The 17,600-nt window shown below is 58.0% G+C and carries 21 protein-coding genes and 1 pseudogene; 12 read left to right on the top strand and 10 right to left on the bottom strand.

Translation table 11 applies throughout. The features are described 5' to 3' along the window. Positions 1-1,101, bottom strand: coding sequence for a tetratricopeptide repeat protein (locus MGMAQ_RS01930; RefSeq protein ID WP_162484822.1), 1,101 nt, complete (start codon positions 1,099-1,101; stop codon positions 1-3). Between MGMAQ_RS01930 and MGMAQ_RS01935 the strand changes: the two genes are divergently transcribed. After that, positions 1,096-1,476, top strand: a complete 381-nt coding sequence (locus tag MGMAQ_RS01935; protein ID WP_193788037.1) for a phage minor head protein — start codon at positions 1,096-1,098, stop codon at positions 1,474-1,476. The two genes, MGMAQ_RS01930 and MGMAQ_RS01935, sit on opposite strands and share 6 nt — an antisense overlap. A 35-nt stretch (positions 1,477-1,511) precedes the next feature. Continuing rightward, positions 1,512-2,272 (top strand): IS5 family transposase gene (locus MGMAQ_RS20155; protein ID WP_148560766.1). Its coding sequence is split into 2 segments (ribosomal slippage): positions 1,512-1,832 and positions 1,835-2,272, totalling 759 coding nucleotides; the frame shifts between segments, so codons are not numbered across the junction. A gap of 426 nt (positions 2,273-2,698) precedes the next feature. Here MGMAQ_RS20155 and MGMAQ_RS01955 read toward each other — a convergent pair. Further along, the gene (locus tag MGMAQ_RS01955; protein WP_046020212.1) at positions 2,699-3,157 is read right to left on the bottom strand and encodes an SEL1-like repeat protein; all 459 of its coding nucleotides are present in this window, start codon (positions 3,155-3,157) and stop codon (positions 2,699-2,701) included. Between the two features lie 135 nt (positions 3,158-3,292). Between MGMAQ_RS01955 and MGMAQ_RS01960 the strand changes: the two are divergent. The 4 genes and pseudogenes from MGMAQ_RS01960 to MGMAQ_RS01975 form a co-directional block, all read left to right on the top strand. Continuing rightward, a pseudogene (locus MGMAQ_RS01960) lies at positions 3,293-3,451 on the top strand (IS110 family transposase); the annotation flags it as partial. Between the two features lie 230 nt (positions 3,452-3,681). Continuing rightward, positions 3,682-4,137 (top strand): hypothetical protein, encoded by a 456-nt coding sequence (locus tag MGMAQ_RS01965; protein WP_148560796.1) that lies wholly within the window; start codon positions 3,682-3,684, stop codon positions 4,135-4,137. Positions 4,138-4,469: 332 nt separating this feature from the next. Continuing rightward, positions 4,470-5,234 (top strand): hypothetical protein, encoded by a 765-nt coding sequence (locus MGMAQ_RS01970; RefSeq protein WP_046020215.1) that lies wholly within the window; start codon positions 4,470-4,472, stop codon positions 5,232-5,234. Next, positions 5,210-5,938, top strand: coding sequence for a hypothetical protein (locus tag MGMAQ_RS01975; protein ID WP_046020216.1), 729 nt, complete (start codon positions 5,210-5,212; stop codon positions 5,936-5,938). Before MGMAQ_RS01970 ends, MGMAQ_RS01975 begins: the two co-directional genes overlap by 25 nt. 105 nt (positions 5,939-6,043) lie before the next feature. Here MGMAQ_RS01975 and MGMAQ_RS01980 read toward each other — a convergent pair whose 3' ends face one another. After that, positions 6,044-6,385, bottom strand: coding sequence for a hypothetical protein (locus tag MGMAQ_RS01980; protein ID WP_148560797.1), 342 nt, complete (start codon positions 6,383-6,385; stop codon positions 6,044-6,046). A 288-nt stretch (positions 6,386-6,673) separates the two neighbouring features. Beyond that, entirely contained in the window at positions 6,674-6,904 is a 231-nt protein-coding gene (locus tag MGMAQ_RS01985; protein WP_046020217.1) for an SEL1-like repeat protein, read from the bottom strand. Positions 6,905-6,936: 32 nt separating this feature from the next. Here MGMAQ_RS01985 and MGMAQ_RS20595 point away from each other — a divergent pair, with 32 nt between their 5' ends. Beyond that, positions 6,937-7,074, top strand: coding sequence for a hypothetical protein (locus MGMAQ_RS20595; RefSeq protein ID WP_198409219.1), 138 nt, complete (start codon positions 6,937-6,939; stop codon positions 7,072-7,074). A 555-nt stretch (positions 7,075-7,629) separates the two neighbouring features. Here the strand turns inward: MGMAQ_RS20595 and MGMAQ_RS01990 are convergent. From MGMAQ_RS01990 to MGMAQ_RS02000, 3 genes are all read right to left on the bottom strand, one after another. Continuing rightward, entirely contained in the window at positions 7,630-8,523 is an 894-nt protein-coding gene (locus MGMAQ_RS01990; RefSeq protein WP_046020218.1) for a LysR family transcriptional regulator, read from the bottom strand. 53 nt (positions 8,524-8,576) lie between these two features. Continuing rightward, positions 8,577-9,521 (bottom strand): thioredoxin-disulfide reductase, encoded by a 945-nt coding sequence (gene trxB / locus MGMAQ_RS01995; RefSeq protein ID WP_046020219.1) that lies wholly within the window; start codon positions 9,519-9,521, stop codon positions 8,577-8,579. Between the two features lie 149 nt (positions 9,522-9,670). Then, positions 9,671-10,279, bottom strand: coding sequence for a peroxiredoxin (locus MGMAQ_RS02000; RefSeq protein WP_046020220.1), 609 nt, complete (start codon positions 10,277-10,279; stop codon positions 9,671-9,673). A gap of 270 nt (positions 10,280-10,549) precedes the next feature. Here MGMAQ_RS02000 and MGMAQ_RS02005 point away from each other — a divergent pair, with 270 nt between their 5' ends. After that, positions 10,550-11,041, top strand: a complete 492-nt coding sequence (locus tag MGMAQ_RS02005) for an Lrp/AsnC family transcriptional regulator (protein ID WP_046020221.1) — start codon at positions 10,550-10,552, stop codon at positions 11,039-11,041. Positions 11,042-11,463: 422 nt separating this feature from the next. Here the strand turns inward: MGMAQ_RS02005 and MGMAQ_RS02010 are convergent, their stop codons facing one another. Both MGMAQ_RS02010 and dmeF read right to left on the bottom strand, forming a co-directional pair. Further along, positions 11,464-12,495, bottom strand: coding sequence for an IS110 family transposase (locus tag MGMAQ_RS02010; protein WP_046020119.1), 1,032 nt, complete (start codon positions 12,493-12,495; stop codon positions 11,464-11,466). Between the two features lie 260 nt (positions 12,496-12,755). Next, complete coding sequence (gene dmeF / locus MGMAQ_RS02015) at positions 12,756-13,778, bottom strand: CDF family Co(II)/Ni(II) efflux transporter DmeF (RefSeq protein ID WP_046020222.1); 1,023 nt, start codon at positions 13,776-13,778, stop codon at positions 12,756-12,758. A 218-nt stretch (positions 13,779-13,996) separates the two neighbouring features. Between dmeF and phoU the strand changes: the two genes are divergently transcribed. Next, positions 13,997-14,701: a phosphate signaling complex protein PhoU gene (gene phoU, locus MGMAQ_RS02020; RefSeq protein WP_046022855.1), complete on the top strand. Its 705-nt coding sequence runs from the start codon at positions 13,997-13,999 to the stop codon at positions 14,699-14,701. Here the strand turns inward: phoU and MGMAQ_RS02025 are convergent. Next, a complete protein-coding gene (locus MGMAQ_RS02025; protein ID WP_046020223.1) occupies positions 14,683-15,585 on the bottom strand; it encodes a hydrogen peroxide-inducible genes activator in 903 nt (300 codons plus the stop codon). The two genes, phoU and MGMAQ_RS02025, sit on opposite strands and share 19 nt — an antisense overlap. Before the next feature lie 123 nt (positions 15,586-15,708). Here MGMAQ_RS02025 and MGMAQ_RS02030 point away from each other — a divergent pair, with 123 nt between their 5' ends. From MGMAQ_RS02030 to MGMAQ_RS02035, 3 genes are read left to right on the top strand one after another with little or no spacing between them, the layout of a single operon-like run. Then, positions 15,709-16,185: a rubrerythrin family protein gene (locus MGMAQ_RS02030; RefSeq protein ID WP_046020224.1), complete on the top strand. Its 477-nt coding sequence runs from the start codon at positions 15,709-15,711 to the stop codon at positions 16,183-16,185. Positions 16,186-16,242: 57 nt separating this feature from the next. After that, positions 16,243-16,410, top strand: a complete 168-nt coding sequence (rd, locus tag MGMAQ_RS20030) for a rubredoxin (protein ID WP_065814671.1) — start codon at positions 16,243-16,245, stop codon at positions 16,408-16,410. A gap of 36 nt (positions 16,411-16,446) precedes the next feature. After that, positions 16,447-17,598 carry an NAD(P)/FAD-dependent oxidoreductase gene (locus MGMAQ_RS02035; RefSeq protein ID WP_046020225.1) on the top strand — a complete coding sequence of 384 codons (1,152 nt, stop codon included), beginning with the start codon at positions 16,447-16,449 and terminating at the stop codon, positions 17,596-17,598. Positions 17,599-17,600 lie beyond the last annotated feature (2 nt).

Below are 17,600 nucleotides of genomic sequence, written 5' to 3' on the forward strand. Positions count from 1 at the left end.
TCACTTGAAGGTTCGGCACCCCATCGGATCAATTCCATCTTCGTCCAACGAGCGGATCGACCGCCAAGTAGCCTCATCAAAATCTTTAGATACCCTGCGGATCTTGTTTTCCGCGTCTAGCCACCCTCCATCAAGAGCTTTCCTATACCACCGATAGGCGGCAATTTTGTTCCATCGACCGGAAAAGGACTCACAGATCGAAGCAGTTTTTGCCTGTGCAGGAGGAAAACCCATATCCGCCGCACTTTCCCAGTAAAACTCCGCAGTATCCGGATACCGAGAATAATTCACCTTGATTTCTGGAGGCAGTTGGCCGTCATTGAATCGATTACCAAGTTCAAATAGTGCTTCGGCGTAATCCCGGCCTACGGCCCAATGCAGTAATATGTGCGATCCTCGGAGGTCTCTCGGCTGCCGCTCTTTCGACAAAAACCTTCTGGATAGAGCCAACTGTCGTTCTGGCGGAGCCTTCTCCATTTCCAAGACCCACTCCATCGCCTTATCGAGCAATGGCGGCGGAGCGTCTCGTCCGAGAGGAATGAGAAGACTGTCCAGGTAGACCTGCCGGACCCTGTCTTCCTGCACGGCCCATTCAAAGGCAAAGATGCGGTACCAGTCAGCGGCTTTGCTCTCATTCATCTCGGTGCCGAGGCCCTTTTCATGCATGTAGCCGATGTAGAGGGAAACATTCGGGTACAGGTACTTTTCCCGCGCTGCCATGAAGGCCGCCAGGGCCTTTGCTGGGTCCTTCTCGCCGCACCACCCCTTTAGGAGCTTAACCCCCTGACTGAAAAGCTCGGCCGCTTGGTGGGGAAAGAGGGTCTCATCATAGGATTGGGCCGGTGCGGAACAGTCGATTTCAAGCTCCATGGTCGGCCCACCATGCGACGCCTCAATGGGCAAAACCACCAATAGAATACACAGCAATACCTGTCGAATATCGATCATAGGGAGATTATTCATCAAGGCAGCACGTGAAACAACATCCGAATGGGCCCCGCATGACCACGCCGGGCCGCCGCCCGACTGTTGCAGGACCATGGCCGCCACGGCGATACCTTGCTGGCTCATATTACCGAGCAGGAAGCCATGCTGTTGCACCTGGCCACCGACGGCGGCTCCATCAATCCCATGACCGGGCTGCTGGAGTTCTGGGAGGACAAGGAAAAGAAGGAAGGCACCTACATCTGGCGCACGGTAGGTGACAACAAGGTGCGCTCCTCCCATGCCGACCGGGAAGGGCAGACGTTCTCATGGGACGATCCCCCTGAAGGTGGTCATCCCGGCGAGGCGGAAAACTGCCGGTGTTGGGCAGAGGAAATTACCAACAATGGCTGCAAGGATATTGAAGAAGCGCTTATCCAGGTTTGGAAAGAACATGATGCCCTATTCAACGAGAACCAGAAAATCTGGGGGGAAATGGAAAAGCTAGGCTCAGGACCCATAAAAGGGATTCCCAATAGTCGGTGGACATGATTCCCTTCCCTGGAATTTTAGGGAGGGGAAAGCCGATGCAGAGCCATCATTTCTGGTTGTCCGACAAACAATTCGAACGCCTTCAACCGTTGCTGCCGAACAAAACAAGAGGCGTCCCGCGCGTCGATGACCGGCGGGTGATCAGCGGCATCATCCATGTTCTTCGCCACGGCTTGATGTGGCGTGACGCGCCCGTCGCCTATGGACCGCACAAGACCCTGTACAACCGCTTCGTCCGTTGGAGCGAGGCCGGAGTGTTCGACCGGATCTTCGCCACCCTGGCCGCCGAAAGCACGGCCACCCATACGGTGATGATCGACGCCACCCATCTCAAGGCCCACAGGACGGCGGCGAGCCTGCTCAAAAAGGGGCTGTTCCCCGCCGTATCGGGCGCACCAAGGGCGGCCTGAATTCGAAACTGCATGCCGCCTGCGATGCCGATGGAAAGCCCCTGATCCTGCTGCTGACCGAAGGACAAGTCAGCGACTATCGCGGCGCCGACACCATGCTCCCTGCATTCCCTGATGCCGACGACCTGATCGCCGACAGGGGATACGACAGCGACCGTTTCCGCCAGGCCCTGCTTGATCTCGGCATCGAGCCCTGCATTCCAGGTCGCTCGAACCGCAAAGAGGAAATCCTTTACGATAAAGCCCTCTACAAGCAGCGAAACTTGATCGAGCGCATGTTCGGTCGGCTCAAGGACTGGCGGCGTATCGCCACCCGCTACGACCGTTGCGCCCATACCTTCATGAGCGCAATCTGCATCGCCGCAACCGTCATCTTCTGGTTATGAGTCCTGAGCCTAGAGACCGAGGTTGAAATTGTGAGAAGCACGCCCGCTGAGGATTTTACCGATCCAGTCATCATGAATCCGCCTTGCAGGATGCTGAAGAATCGTGCGCAACGCACCAAGTGTTACGTATTGAAGGCGACTCTCGAAGCGGAAAGGCGAATAGAGGGCACACGCCGTAAAGAGAAACTGATCCAAGGAATCGAACAGCAGGTTGAAGCTTTGCGGCTTCAAGTAAAAGGAAACGAGGCACGCACCGCTAAACTACAGGAATTGGCTGCCGAGTATACTCGGCGTCTAAAAGAGTGTGAGGCCAATAATGTTCGATAGAATGATCTCAGCTGGGCATTTGACTAACGCTTGTTGGGTCCAACCGGACCCGCAGGATAGGCGCGACCTTATTGAAATCAAACACGATGTGATCTAATTTCAATCGAATGGAATGATTTTGTTCTCAAGCCACATTTCAACCATCCTCAGATTCCAATCACTGAGATGGGGGTGGGTCCGCATTGCCCCCATCTTGGCCATTTTCCCTCCGCCGCTAAGGAGAGCGCGCCGGTACCAATAATGGGCAACCTGTTGATTGCGGGGCAATCTTTTCCCGGTCTCATATCGACCGGCGACCTCCAACATTGCCGAAAGCTCACCATTGTCAGCCAAGACCAGCAGATTGGTTTTCCAGCGCGCAAACTTCTCCTTGGGGGTAAACCGGTATCCGGGGTCACCCTGCTTGGCATCTTCATGGAAAGTCTGCGCAATCACTTTCAACGCTATGGGAAGTTCTTCGGCAGGGGTATCGGGCGCCGATATGGTAAGAATAAAGAATAAAAGACCAAGCATTGCTCTCATGAACCGACTATAGCGCCATTCGACCATTCGGTCCATGGTCCCGCTCCTACGAGCGAACCTCGCGATCAAGTTTGCGGGTTGGGGTTACGGTAATGGCATGGACGCCCCCTATCGGCTTCGTGATGAGCCATACTGGAGGTTGTCGAAACTTTCCAATAGCGGGAGCGTCCAATGAGCAATGTTACCATGATCGACCTTGATCTGGCCAAGAACCTGTTCCAAGTCCATGGCGCCGACGAGGCGGGTCGTCCGGTGCTGCGTAAGAGGCTGCGGCGGAGCCAGCTTTTGCCGTTTTTTGACGGGCTCGAGCCCTGCCTGGTGAGTTGCGGTGACAGTTGCTGTGACAAGTTGCTGTGACAAGTTGCGGTGACAGTGCATAGAAGTTGCGGTGACAGTGCATACATAAAGTTGCGGTGACAGTGCATAAATTGAAGTTGCGGTGACAGTGCATAAATTATCCACCCGAACCAACCTCGCTACACCCATTTTCAACGCGCACGGCAAAAGAAATAATTGCAAAAGTAGTGGTATTCGGCAGGTCAGCCTTCGCCCTTCAAGGTATGGCTCCGACATCACCTCTGTGCGGCACCTTGTCAGTTAGCGGCGGCTGGAACAACAGTGGTTTTGGAAGCTGGCATGATGACACGAACCCCGGCGGTCGCAACGACGGCGACTACAACGGCTCGGCGATCGACAACACCGCCTCCCTCGACGGCGGCGCGCAAATCGCCCAAACACCGGAGAAGGGACCGGACAAGAATTGGATTGGTACGAAGGACCCATCCGGCCACCTGAAATCAACGAATCCCCGTGGCCATATCGGCACCAACCCCAAGGGCCACATATCCTTGGAAGACAAAAAACCCTCGCCCTCCGAAATCCTGGGCCAGCGTCCGGGCGAAAGGATCGAAGACGAACTCGGCGCAGTCTGGGAACTCATGCCGGACGGGCAATGGCAGCGGGTGCTGGATGAGAATACGTTGGAGATTCTGGAAGGAGATGAGGATGGCTACTAAGCTTGAGAGAGACTGCACCGTCTCAGTATCGCCCAACCTTTTTGCCTTACGTTTTCCAGTGCCCATAGCACTTTGGAACTCAAAGGTGGGCGATGGATACCAACATTGACGTCATCGTCTCTGATGCCTTCATTGTAGTGAACTTCAACACAAATATCCGGCGGGATGGGATACGGAACCACGGTCCCTTCCTCGAACGAGGACGGCCTGTCCGTTCCCGTCGGCGGGTCGGCCATCAGAAACACGGCAAGGATGATCGGGGCGAGTTGCATGTGCCTATAATATCACACCTAAAGCACGAATAAAAGACCACCCCCAAGGGAAACATATCCTTGGAAGCCGAACGCGCCGACCAGGCCCGCAAGGAGGCCGAGGCCAGGGAGAAGGCTGAACAGGCCGCCCTGGCCCAGGCGCGCGCCGCCAATACCGCCAAGTTCGGCACCCAAGGGCCGGTCCGACAGCCCACCCTGAAAGAGTCCATTGATCCCCTGGGGCTGGGCGGATGGCGGCCCGGGGATCCGATCGACAAGGGGCTGGAGGGACCGAAACCGTCACCTTCATATAGCCCCGATACGGGGGCGCCTCGGAATACCCCCGCGCTGGAAAACAAGCCGCCTACCAAGCAGCCGCAAAAAACCGCGCCCGCCCGCTCCGACTTGTCCATCACTGATCGCGAGCGCGCCATGGCCAAGGCGGGCAATGCCTTGGGTTTCTGGTCCTCCCGCAAAGCCAAGGGGGATCCTGTCGCCGATATTGCGCTGGCCTCCCTCAACCCACCCGGTGGCCTCAAGGACGCCTTGTTCGGCGGCAAACAGGTCAATGACCGATTGGAGGCCTTCTCCCGGGCCTATGCGGGGAAGAGTGTCGATCAGGACAAGGTCCGGCAGGATCTGATGGAGGCTCACATTGAAGCTGTGGAAGAGGATGATCGAGGAGTGCTCGGATTACTTGATCCAGAACAAATATACGACTATCATAAGGGTGTATTTTCCAAACACGGCCTTCCTTCAACCACCTTCGGTGGTACTCCCTTGACCGGCAGCCGATGGGAGGCAAACCTGTGGAGTGGCCTATGGTGTTCCGACTGCGACGATTAGCCATTGGCCTCACAGGCTTGTTTGGAATTTGGGCGGCGGTGGCATCTTTGGACCCCGCCGCCGCCCGGGAATCCGGTCCGGCCCCGCAAACCGAGGAGGTCCGCCTCGGCGATCGGATCTTTCACATCCCGAACACCTACCTGGAAAAATCGAGCCACATCACGGCGTGGCTGCGTTGGATGCCGGGGCTTGATGACGGCAGCCGTTCCATGCTGATGGAAATCGATGCCGATGAAGTCGCCGCTAGCGTGCAAGGCTACATCACCCGGAACCTCATTGGGAAAGAGAATATAAACTTGAACATCACGGTTCTGACGCCAATTGAGGTTGAACGATACACTTATCCCAGTTGGGTTCGAGAAATCGTGACCAAAACAGAATCATACAAGCGACGCATTATTGAGCCGGATCCTGGAACTGGCTATTTCCGCGCCTACCGGGAAATCGAGTATGATCGGTCATGGGATCTTCTCAAGTTTGACCCCGACAATCCACCCCAGGGGTATGGGCACTTCAGCAACTGGGTCGCTGGGTGCAGAAAATACCATGCCACAACGGCAACAGGGGTCCTGGCCGGATGTTCGAGCTATACCCTTTTCGATAACATCTATGTCCACTTCCGTGTCCGCGAGGAAAACATCCATCACGCCGATGCGATCAGAGTGTTCCTGGAAAAATTGGTCGGTGGATGGGTGGTGAAATAGGGTGGCCTGGTGCGGCGATTATTCCCGATGACGGTGGTAGGGGTTGCTGGATTTAGTAATCAAAGGGGTCAGAATCAAGAATCAAAGGGGTCAGAGTAAATCGATTTAGGCATTTGCCGCCTCCCGATATTTTTTTGACCTCAGATCCCCACCTCTGGGAATTGGCTCTATACGCCTGTCCGTCATTTTTTTGATTTCACCCTTGAAGCGATCACCGCCGAGTACCCAGCCTTTGTTGGTGTTCAACCGGATCTCCTCCAGCGCTCGATCCGGAATGCCTTCCTTAAAAAGTCCCTGATACGCCTTTCGTCTTTGCCCGCCAGCATGGCCAAGGGTGTCGTAACAGGGGTGCCCGGTTATCAATTTACTCTGACCCCATTGGTCCATTTTGACCCCATTGGTCCGCCGAGATGTGATAAACAGATTCTTGGCAGCATGATCAAACAACGGAATACACCTTAAAAACGCTGCCAAGCTGTCCAACTATGTGGGACCACCTCAGATCGCCGTCTGAACGGCGAAAGCAGCCTTACCCGCCTCAACGGCAAGGGAAAGATGGAAACGGGACAAAAAGACGACCACTGACTTCGGCAAGTGCAAAGGTCACGATAAGACCGAGGTGTTGATGGAAGCAGTGGTCTTCGAAAATCCATTTGGGCCAAGGCAAAGTAGATGCCCGCAAATAGGCCGGATACATGTTAGCCGTTGTCCCCATAAATCCATTTTAAGCTTGCCTCAAAGGGGAGATCCATACATGCGCTTGAAATTTGAATCCAGCCGCCCACCAATGGCGAAAAACATATCCGCCGCATAGCGCTGTTGCCCCTCCGGTTCGTCCGCCAATGCCGCCTTTCGGTACCATTCCCGCGCCCTCGGTGGATCCTGCTCGATCCCGTGGCCCGCACCGATGAAATCCCCCATCAGGGTCATGGCCCGGGGCACGCCCGCCTCGGCGTGGCAGCGCATTGCCTCGACGATTCCGGCGTCACAATCCCGATATGAAGCAGAAGTACGACGCCTTGATCACCGCAGGAAAACCCCCCAAGGTCGCGCTCACCGCCATCATCCGAAAGCTCGGGATCCTTGCTAACGCCCTCTTGCGCGACAATCGTAAATGGGCCGAAATCAGTCCTTGATCAAGACGGATACTGAAAACGTCCGATTTCGAGCCTGTGGCGACACATGCTTCGACAAGCTCAGCATGAGGACCCTTGAACTTTCAACATGTTAGCCTCACCCTGAGCTTGTCGAAGGGCGAGGCGGGCCGTAGGACAACACTTTTTCAGCAGCCTGTTAGGGCAATCTGATACGCCTCCCACTTCTCCCAAGCCCATCATGTCACCGCAATCCCTGAGCCAAGGAAAGGGTCTGATCGCGCCACATGGCCGATACCAGCTTTGCCAAATTCAAAGTGTTCCGAGGCATCGCCAAGGTGTAAGAGGCGGATTCAAAAGTATTCCTTTGATCTCAAGGGCGTATATTTCCGTTCTGGCGGCGTCAAGACCTCCTAACGGGGCGCCGCCCCGTGTCGTCGGCCTTTCCTGGCCAGATCAAAAATCTACTGCCTTGATATTTAAAGGATACTTTTAAATCCGCCTCTAAGAACCAATCAGGCATTCCGCGATCTGGCATTTCCTCCAGCGCCAAATGACGAGCGTGGAATGGAACGATCTTAGAAAATTGCGGCCCAACTACTGTTGAAATTCGGCGATTTTCTTTAGCAGAAAATCTCGGAAAACGCTTATACGCTTGGAATGGCGCAGCTCTTCTGGATAGACGAAATAGGCATCAATGCTGGGCCGCTCGGTGAGGTCCGACAGCACCGGAACCATGGTTTCCAGATCCCGATTGACGTAATAGGGCAACGCCCCCAGGCCGAGCCCGCTCTGGATCGCCCGGAAAATCCCATACACATTGTTGACCCGCAGCAGCGGCTGGCGCGGACTATCGGGCTGGGCACCCAATTCCAACAGCCAATTGGCATTGGAAAAGGGCGGTTTGGCGCCCTCGCCGAAAACGACCAGCGCATGATTGTCCAAGTCCGCCGGGGTTTGCGGCGTGCCATGGGCTTCGAGATAGTCCGGATGGGCATAGATCTCGATAGGCAGATTGATCAAGTGGCGCTGAATCAGGTCCGGCTGGCGGGGCGGCAGCATGCGGATGGCCACATCGGCCTCGCGCATGGACAGGTCCAGATCCTGATCGGTGAGGATCACCGTCAAATCGATTTCCGGATAGGCCTCCAGAAACTCCTTCAGCCTCGGCGTAAGCCAGGTGCTGCCGAAAGCAACCGTGGTGGTCACGGTCAGCGGTCCCTGTGGGCGTTCCTTGCTCTCGCTCAGGCGTGCCTCGGTCATGGCCAATTTGGCAAAGACGTCGTGAGCGGTCTTGTAGAGCAATTCGCCCTGTTCAGTGAGGATCAGACCCCGGGCATGGCGATGGAAAAGATGAACGTCGAGACTTTCCTCCAACGCACTAATCTGCCGGCTCACCGCCGACTGGCTGAGGTTGAGTGCTTCCCCCGCATGGGTGAAGCTGCCCGCCTCGGCCACCGCGTGGAAAACCCGCAATTTATCCCAGTCCATGGCATCCCCCTTCAGGGTCGGATATTACCGGGATGGGGTTCCATCCCGGCGCCTTAGGCCTCGTTCTCGGCCAGGAACTTTTCCGCTTCCAAAGCGGCCATACAGCCGGTCCCGGCGGCGGTGACCGCCTGTTGGTATGTATGATCCTGCACATCACCGGCGGCGTAAACCCCTGGAATGCTCGTGGCCGCGCTATCGGGCTTGGTAATGATGTAGCCGCCCTCCATTTCCAACTGGCCCTCGAACAGGCCGGTGTTGGGGGAATGGCCAATGGCGATAAACACGCCATCCACGGCAATATCGGTGGTTTTCCCGGTCTTGACGTTTTTGAGACGCGCACCGGTGACCCCCGGAGGCGTGCCACCGCCGAGGATTTCGTCAAGCACCGAATCCCAGACCACGGTGACCCTCTCATGAGCCAGGAGGCGTTTTTGCAGGATTTTTTCCGAACGCAGTTCGTCACGGCGATGCACCAAGGTGACCTTGGATGCCAAATTGGCCAGGTAGAGGGCTTCCTCCACCGCCGTATTGCCACCGCCGATGACCGCCACTTCCTTGTTGCGATAGAAAAAGCCGTCGCAGGTGGCGCAGGCGGAGACGCCGAAGCCCATATATTTTTCTTCGCTTTCAAGGCCTAGCCAGCGGGCCGTGGCGCCGGTGGCGATGATCACCACATCGGCAATATAGGTATCGCCGGAATCGCCTTTGCAGGTGAAGGGGCGCCGAGACAAATCAGCCTCGGTGATGATGTCATCAATGATAGTGGTGCCCACATGGGTGGCTTGGGCCTCCATCTGCTCCATCAGCCAGGGACCCTGAATGGTCTCGGCGAATCCGGGATAGTTTTCCACGTCGGTGGTAATGGTCAGTTGGCCGCCGGGCTGCAGGCCGCGCACCATCATGGGCTCGAGGCTGGCGCGCGCCGCATAGATGGCTGCGGTGCAGCCGGCGGGACCGGAACCGATGATAAGAACTTTGACGGTATGAGTCTGGGACATGCTGGAACACCTTATGAATTTGTTTGGCCAAAGGATAAGCAGGCGCGGCCATCGCTGCAAGGGCTGGACCGCATTATCCGGGCCCATCCACGGAAAAAGGGGCCACCCGTTGGCGACCCCTCGTTCGGTATCGGAAATAGCGGAAGGGCTTAGAGCTCTTCGGCGTGATCCGACAAGTACTTGGCGACGCCGTCCGGGGTGGCGGTCATGCCGCTGTCACCCTTGTTCCAACCGGCCGGGCAGACTTCGCCGTGCTCTTCGTGGAACTGCAGGGCATCGACCATGCGGATCATTTCGTCCACGTTGCGGCCCAGGGGCAGATCGTTGATCACCTGGTGGCGCACATTGCCGTCGGTGTCGATCAAGAAGGAACCGCGATAGGCGATTCCGGCGCCCTCGACGACCACGCCGTAATCTTCACAGATGGACTTGGTCAGATCAGCGACCATCGGGAATTTGACCTGACCCAGGCCGCCTTCGTTGGTCGGCGTGTTCTTCCAGGCCAGATGGGTGAAGTGGCTATCGACGCTGACGCCGATCACCTTGGTGTTGCGCTCTTCGAAGGCGGCGACACGGTGATCAAAGGCGAGAATCTCGGACGGGCAGACGAAGGTGAAGTCCAGCGGGTAGAAAAATACCACGCCATAAGACCCGTTCAAATATTCCTTCAGGTTGAAGGCTTCGTTGATGCTGTTGTCGCCCATGACGGCGGGGGCGGTGAAATCCGGGGCTGCATGACCGACCAGAACGTTACCCATGGCTCAGTGTCCTCCTAAATACCAAAAAAGTGATGTCTTGATGACCAACAAAATGAGTCAAGCACCGGCGACCCTACTCCTCCCCAACCGCTACTTCAAGATATTTCCGTGCTCAATAACCTAGGCTTCGGCGGTTTTCTGGAACCATTTGAATTTGTAGGAAAACCCGAAAGGATTTCTATCGGCAAATGAATGAGATGGGTTGGCGGATGGCCTCTGGGCGAGTAATATCATTTCGCAAAACCACATTCCTTTGGAGCGATTCTTTCCATGCAACGGGTCAAGCTGGACCTCATCGATCGACGTATCCTGCGTGATTTGCAAGAAGACGGTCGGATCACCAATGTTGAACTGGCGCGCCGCGCCGGGATCTCGGCGCCGCCTTGTCTGCGCCGGGTTCGGGCGTTGGAGGAAGCGGGCTTTATTCGCGGCTATCATGCGGACGTGGATCCGGCGGCGATGGGCTATTCGGTCACCGTGTTCGCCAATGTGGGATTGGACAGCCAGGCGGAACCGGATTTGAAAGCCTTCGAGGATCTGGTCAATCAGTGGGAAGAAGTCCGTGAATGCCACATGTTGGCCGGCGAGACAGACTTTTTATTGAAGATCGTCGCCACCGACTGGGATTCCTATCAGACATTTCTGACCGCCAAACTGACAGCGGCACCCAATGTCAGCCATGTGAAATCCGCCCTGGGCATCCGCTCGGCCAAGGTCCGCCCCGGCGTGCCCATCGAGACCGACAGCGGGGATGAGTCCTGATCTAAGAGGCGGATTCAAAAGTATTCCTTTGATCTCCAGGGCGTATATTTCCGCTCTGGCGGCGTCAAGACCTCCTAACGGGGCGCCGCCCCGTGTCGTCGGCCTTTCCTGGCCAGATCAAAAATCTACTGCCTTGATATCTAAAGGATACTTTTAAATCCGCCTCTAACAGGCTGCTTCTGTAATCGAGTCATTTGAGTCAAGCTGATTTCCAAGCCGTCGGTTTGAACCTGGGGTATGTGGCGCCCTTTGCTTCTGTCCGCGGTCGACGTCGTCGCCGCATGATGGGGATCAAGGGGGATCGGGTGCAGCAATCTGAAAAGCGTGGTCTTACGCCACTGCAGCCTGCGCGCTGTCATCCGAGCCCCGCGCGTCGCCACGCGTCCTGGCCGCCCTTCAGGCGGTCTCGGTTTTCGTTGTGTTTAGATGGCGGTCTCCTCCTTGCGGTACTGGAAGTCCGTGCCGTCGATCCACATGCGATGCATGATTACGGCGAGACGCCGGGCAACGGCGACCTTGGCGCGTTTCATCCCGCGCCTTTTGGCGACCGCGAGCCCCCAGTGTTTGAGCCAGGACCAACGGCGGGTTCGAGTGAGAAGTGCATTGGCGGCCTCGAACAAAAGCCAACGAACCATGGCATCTCCGCACTTGCTGATGGGGCCGCTTCGGTCCTGCTCTCCCGAGGCGTATCTGCGTGGGACAAGCCCGAAGTGGGCGCCGACCATGACCGACTTTTGAAACCGTTCCGGCACGTCGAGTCCTGTCCTGAAAGCGAGGGCGGTAACCGGGCCGACGCCGGGAACGGTCATCAGGCGCCGGCAAACGCTATCATCGCGCGCAGCGGCATGAACCTGCCGGTCGAGCTTGTCGAGTTGTTCGAGCAAGGCTTGGCGCGCAAGCAAGAGCGGCTCGGCGGCTGCGCTGAGGTGCGGGTTATCAGCCGTCAATTCCCGAACCCGCGCCGCGAAAAGGCGTCCGCGCGCCATACCGACCTTGAGGCCGAAAGCTTTCAATGTTCCTCGTACCGTATTGGACAACTGACGGACCTGATGAACCAGGGTCTCCCGATGGGTCAGCACCATCCGGAGCTCCTGACTGCGCGCGGTCTTGACGTGGGTCGCGCGGTACAAACCGGTCCGCATCGCCTGGCTGATCAAGCGGGCGTCGCGACGGTCCGTCTTGACTGGGCTGGCGCTGGCAAAGGCCTTCATTTGCCGGGTCTCGATACAAATCACAGGGAGGCCCCGACTGGACAGTCCTGCGTACAGCCAAGGCGCCAGAGGGCCAGCTTCCAACCCAATTCGCGCAAAGCCACGCCCGCTTTCCTCGAGCCAAGTGGCGACCGCCTCGGGTGTGCTTGACACCTTGCCTTCGCGAATGACGGTTCCCTTTGCATCAATCTCACAGATCGAAATGCTTGCCATCGATACGTCCATTCCAACAAAATACTCCATAGCTGGTCTCCTCTGTTCCATGTCCAGGAATTGACCCGGATACTTGATCAAGACCGAGTGTGGAGACCAGCTGACTGTCTAGGCAATCCCTGACTGCTCGATTACCGCCATCTGAAAAAGTGTTGCCCTATGGCCCGTCTCGCCCTTCGACAAGCTCAGGGTGAGGCTAACATGTTGAGAATTAAAAAACCCTCATGCTGAGCTTGTCGAAGCATGTGTCGCCATATGCTCGAAATCAGTCCTTGATCAAGACGGATACTTTAGGTAGCGCTCCCCGCTTCCTTTGGTAAACAAGGCGTATCGGAACAGACGTTCACCTCCACCGTCAAATGGGCGATGGTCTCGTCATGGGCCAGCAGGGCCTTATAGTGCTCGGCACTGCGCGGGAAGTGAGTGACGATGGAAACGATAGCCGCCACCTGCGTCGGTCCCACCTGCCACACATGCAGATCCACCACCCGGTTGTCAGAGTCCCCTTCGATGGCTTGTTTAATGGTCTCTTCTCGGTGCCCGGCGGCATTGCCGTCGAGCAGGATGCGGCTGGTGTCACGCACGAGGCCGTAGGTCCAGATGCCAATGACAATGGCGCCGACGATGCCCATCAGCGGATCCATCCATACCCAGCCCAGGTGCTTGCCGGTGAACAAGGCAGCAATGGCCAGCACCGAAGTCAGGGCATCGGCCATCACATGTAAAAAGGCTGCGCGGAGATTGTGATCCTGTCCGTGGGCCTCGTGGCCATGGGGCGTGTGATCGTGGTGGTCGTGGGCGTGATTGTGGTGGTGATCGTGATGATCATGGCCGTGCCCATGGTGATGATGGTCATGGCCGCCGTGCAGCAAAAAGGCGCTGGCCAGATTGACCACCAGCCCCAGGGCGGCAACCAACATGGCGTCATCGAAGTTGATGCTTACCGGTTCGGCCAGCCGTTCAACGGATTCCCAGACCATCAGCAGGGCCACCATACCCAGCACGATGCCCGAGGTGAAACCGCCGAGAACGCCTACCTTACCGGTGCCGAAGGTATAGCCGCGGTCATGCAGATGGCGGCGGGCATAGCGATAGGCAAAAACGGTGATCAACAAAGCGGCGGCATGACTGGCCATGTGCCAGCCGTCGGCCAACAGAGCCATGGACCCGAACCACCAGCCGCCGAGAATCTCCACGACCATCATCACCACGGTCAGGGCGATGACAAGGGTGGCCCGGCTTTCACCACGAGCCTGCTTGTCACCGATATAGACGTGCTCGTGACGCCAGTCGTCCAGGCTATGGATATGCATGACCACCTCTTTGAGAATGATTATTAATTGTAACCGGGCGGAATTTAAGCCCCAGCGATCGCTATATCAAGAAAAATTTTGTGGGTATTGCCGTCCATGATCGTGTGCCTTGCCGCGCGATCCGAGCATTGACCTGTAATCTTAATATAAATTTCGTGTCATGTCGGTGTAATCTGGGCGCAATGTTCGAGACCGAAAAAGCGAAACGGGAGGCACCCATGAACCAGTCACATACGGTCCGTTCCTATGAACGGGAGCTGGAGGATTTAAGGCAGACGGTCGCGGACATGGCTTCCGTGGTGAGCGAGGAAGTGGCTCAGGCCCTCAGGGCTTTGTCCCAAAGGGATGGCGTGGCTGCCGAAGCCCTGACCACCAAAGACGAGGTTGCCAACGCCTTGGAACGGGATATCGATGAAAAAGCCATCCGCATGATCGCCCTGCGTCACCCCATGGCGGGGGATCTTCGCGTGATCATTGCCGCCTTGCGCATTGCCACCGATCTGGAACGGATCGGGGACTACGCCAAGAATATCGCCAAGCATACGGTATCCATCGCCACCTCGGGATCGGACGAATCGGTAGAGTCCGTGGTCGAAATGGGACAGCAGGTGGCCGACATGGTGCCCGACGCGGTCCGCGCCTTTTTGGATCGCGACGAGGGTCTGGCTAATGCCGTACGCGCCCGCGACACCGCGGTTGATAAGCGCCACACGGACCTGTTCCGGGATCTGCTGACCCGGGTCAGCGAGGGCTCGGCGGACGTGACGGCGGCGACACATCTGATGTTTATCGCCCGGTGCCTGGAACGGCTTGGCGACCATGCCACCAACATCGCCGACCACGCGCTATATCTGGTCGATGGCACCATTCCCGCCGATGACCGGGAGAAGGCCGATCAGGCAGCCTACGTGGTTGTCAGCTGATCGGCCAAGGCCGTGGCCAGGAGCCGCAGGCTTTCGGCGCGGGGAAATGAGGGTCGCCAGACCAGGGCGATGACCCGATGCGGTCCGGGTTCGTCCAGGGGCCTGAGCACCCAGTCCGCCTCTTTGAGGCCTTCCGAGCGCAGGGCCAGTTCCGGCAGGAAGGTAAGGCCCTGCCCTCCGGCGACCATCTGCACAAGTGTATACAGACTGGTGCCTTCGAAGGCCGCCGAGCGACGCAACCCTTGCAGACGACAAGCGGCCAGGGCGTGGTCGCGCAGGCAGTGGCCATCTTCCAGCATCAACAGTTCATCGGGGGGCAGATCGGCGGAGCTGATCTGAGACGCCACGGCCAGGGGGTGTCCCTTGGGCACCGCCAGCCAGAAGTTCTCCGCCAATACTTCGGCACATTCCAATCCCCGAATGTCGTAGGGCAGGGCGATCAACGCGCAATCAATATCGCCCCGATGCAGGCGCTCCAGTAGCTTCGCCGTCTGATCCTCGCGCAGCAGGGGGCGTAGATTTGGATGATCATGGCGCAAGGCAGGGAGCACCCGGGGCAATACAAACGGTCCAATGGTCGGAATAACCCCCAGCCGCAACGGTCCGGACAGGGTGCCATCCCCAGGCCGCGCCGCCTCGACCAGATCGGCCATGTCGCGCAACAAGGTGCGCGCCCGCTGGCCAATCTCCATTCCCAAAGGCGTCGGGATGACTTTTCGTTTGGTGCGCTCGATCAGTGCCGCGTCCAGACCCGCCTCCAATTCCTGCAATCCCACGCTGAGGGTTGACTGGGTGACGAAACAGGCCTCCGCCGCGCGACCGAAATGCCGGTGGTCGAGCAGCGCGACCAGGTACTGGAGTTGGCGAGGCGATGGAAGATACATAATCGTTTTTCTCAATAAGTATGATTATTATAATGAATTGGATAAATATATCAACGGGCGATACCTTGCTTCTCAACAGGGCGCCACGGGGGTGCTCTCCAGGAAAACCAAGGAGCCGAAATCATGTCCCATCCCGAGAACAGTGTCACCGTCAAGAACATCGAGGCCGCCTTCGCCGGCGAATCCATGGCCAATCGAAAGTATCTTTTCTTTGCCCGCCGCTGCCGCGAACTGGGCGCCGTCGACGTGGCCAAGGTCTTCGAAGCCACCGCCGAGCAAGAAACCGCCCATGCCTTTGGTCATCTGGACTTGTTGTTCCCCAAAGAAGAACTGACCGTCGCCAACATGCTGCAGATGGCCATCGACGGCGAGACTTACGAATACACCGAGATGTATCCGGAGTTCCGTCATCTGGCCGAGCAGGAAGGTAACGATGCCGCGGTGGCCGAAATGGATGAGCAGATCGCCGAATCCAAGGAGCATGCCGAGCAGTTCCAATCGGTCCTGAGCAAGGCCGCCAAGCGTTTTGCCGCCCTGGCAAAGGTCGAAGAGCGACACGCCGGTCACTATCAAGAGACTTTGAATCAGGTCGGGTCTTGAGCTAAGGTCCGCCAACCCCATATGCCATCAGAATTATGCCATCAAGGAGCAAGAGCCATGAAGTACGTGTGTGTTGTCTGTGATTTCATCTACGATCCGGCCAAGGGTATTCCCGAGGACGGCATCGCTCCGGGAACCGCGTTTGCCGATATCCCTGACGACTGGACCTGCCCCGACTGCGGTGTCGGCAAGTCCGATTTCGAACCCGTTGAAGAGGCTGCCTAAGGGCAGCCTCCGAGCTATTCGGAGGACCAAAAGACCATGAATGACATCGTGATCATCGGCAGCGGCTTGGGCGGATATGGCTTGGCTCGCGAGATTCGCGGCGCGGACCCCGACGTTCCGGTCACCGTCGTGACGGCGGATGACGGGGCCCAGTACTCCAAGCCCATGCTGTCCAACGCCTTTGCCCAAGGCAAGGACGCGGCGGCGCTGGTGCAAAAAGCCCCGGAAATAGCCGCCGAGGCCCTGAAGATCGCGGTGCGTCCGAATAGCCGGGTGAGCGGAATCGACCCCATCGGCCATCGCATCCAGTTGCAGGGCGGCGACAGCCTGACCTATGCCAAGCTGGTGCTGGCCCTGGGGGCCGATCCCATCAACCTGCCCATCCCGGGCGGCGAACAGGTGCCGGTGATGACCGTCAATGACCTGGATGCCTATGGGGCCTGGCGGGAGCGAATCGCCGAGGGCAAGCGGGTGCTGCTCATCGGCGCCGGATTGATCGGGGCGGAATTCGCCAACGATCTGGCCATCGCCGGGTACAAGGTCACCGTCGTGGACCCGGCGCCCTGGCCGGTGGCCCGGTTGGTGCCGGAAGCCCTGGGGTCGCTGTTGACCGACAGCCTGGCCGAGGCCGGAATCGACCTGCGCATGGGCCGTACCGTGGCCCGCATCGATCCGGCAGACAGCGGTTTCGTGGCCACTCTGGATGATGGTTCGGAAGTGCCTGTCGACCACGCCCTGTCGGCCATCGGCTTGGCGCCGCGCACCCAACTGGCGGCGGCGGCGGGTCTCGAATGTGCCAAGGGGATCCGCATCGATTCCATGATGGGCACATCGGATCCGGATATTTATGCCCTGGGGGACTGCGCCGAAAGCGAGGCCGGACCGCTCCCCTTCGTCGCGCCGCTGCTGGCCCAGGCCAAGGCCCTGGCCAAGAGCCTGACCGGCACGCCCACGCCGCTGATGCTGCCTGCCCTGCCCGTGGTGGTGAAAACCCCGGCTCTGCCTCTGGTGGTCTGCCCGCCCAAACCGGGCGCCGAGGGCGACTGGACCGTCACCGGCGAAGGCCGCAATCTGGTGGCTGAATTCATCGCCGCCGACGGCACCAAGCTCGGCTTCGCCTTGACCGGCGAAACCACCGGCCTACGCCGCACCATGGCCAAGGAGATGCCGGATCTGTTGGCGGGGTGACG

Source organism: Magnetospira sp. QH-2, assembly GCF_000968135.1.
In the GTDB taxonomy this organism is placed as follows: Bacteria; Pseudomonadota; Alphaproteobacteria; order Rhodospirillales; family Magnetospiraceae; genus Magnetospira.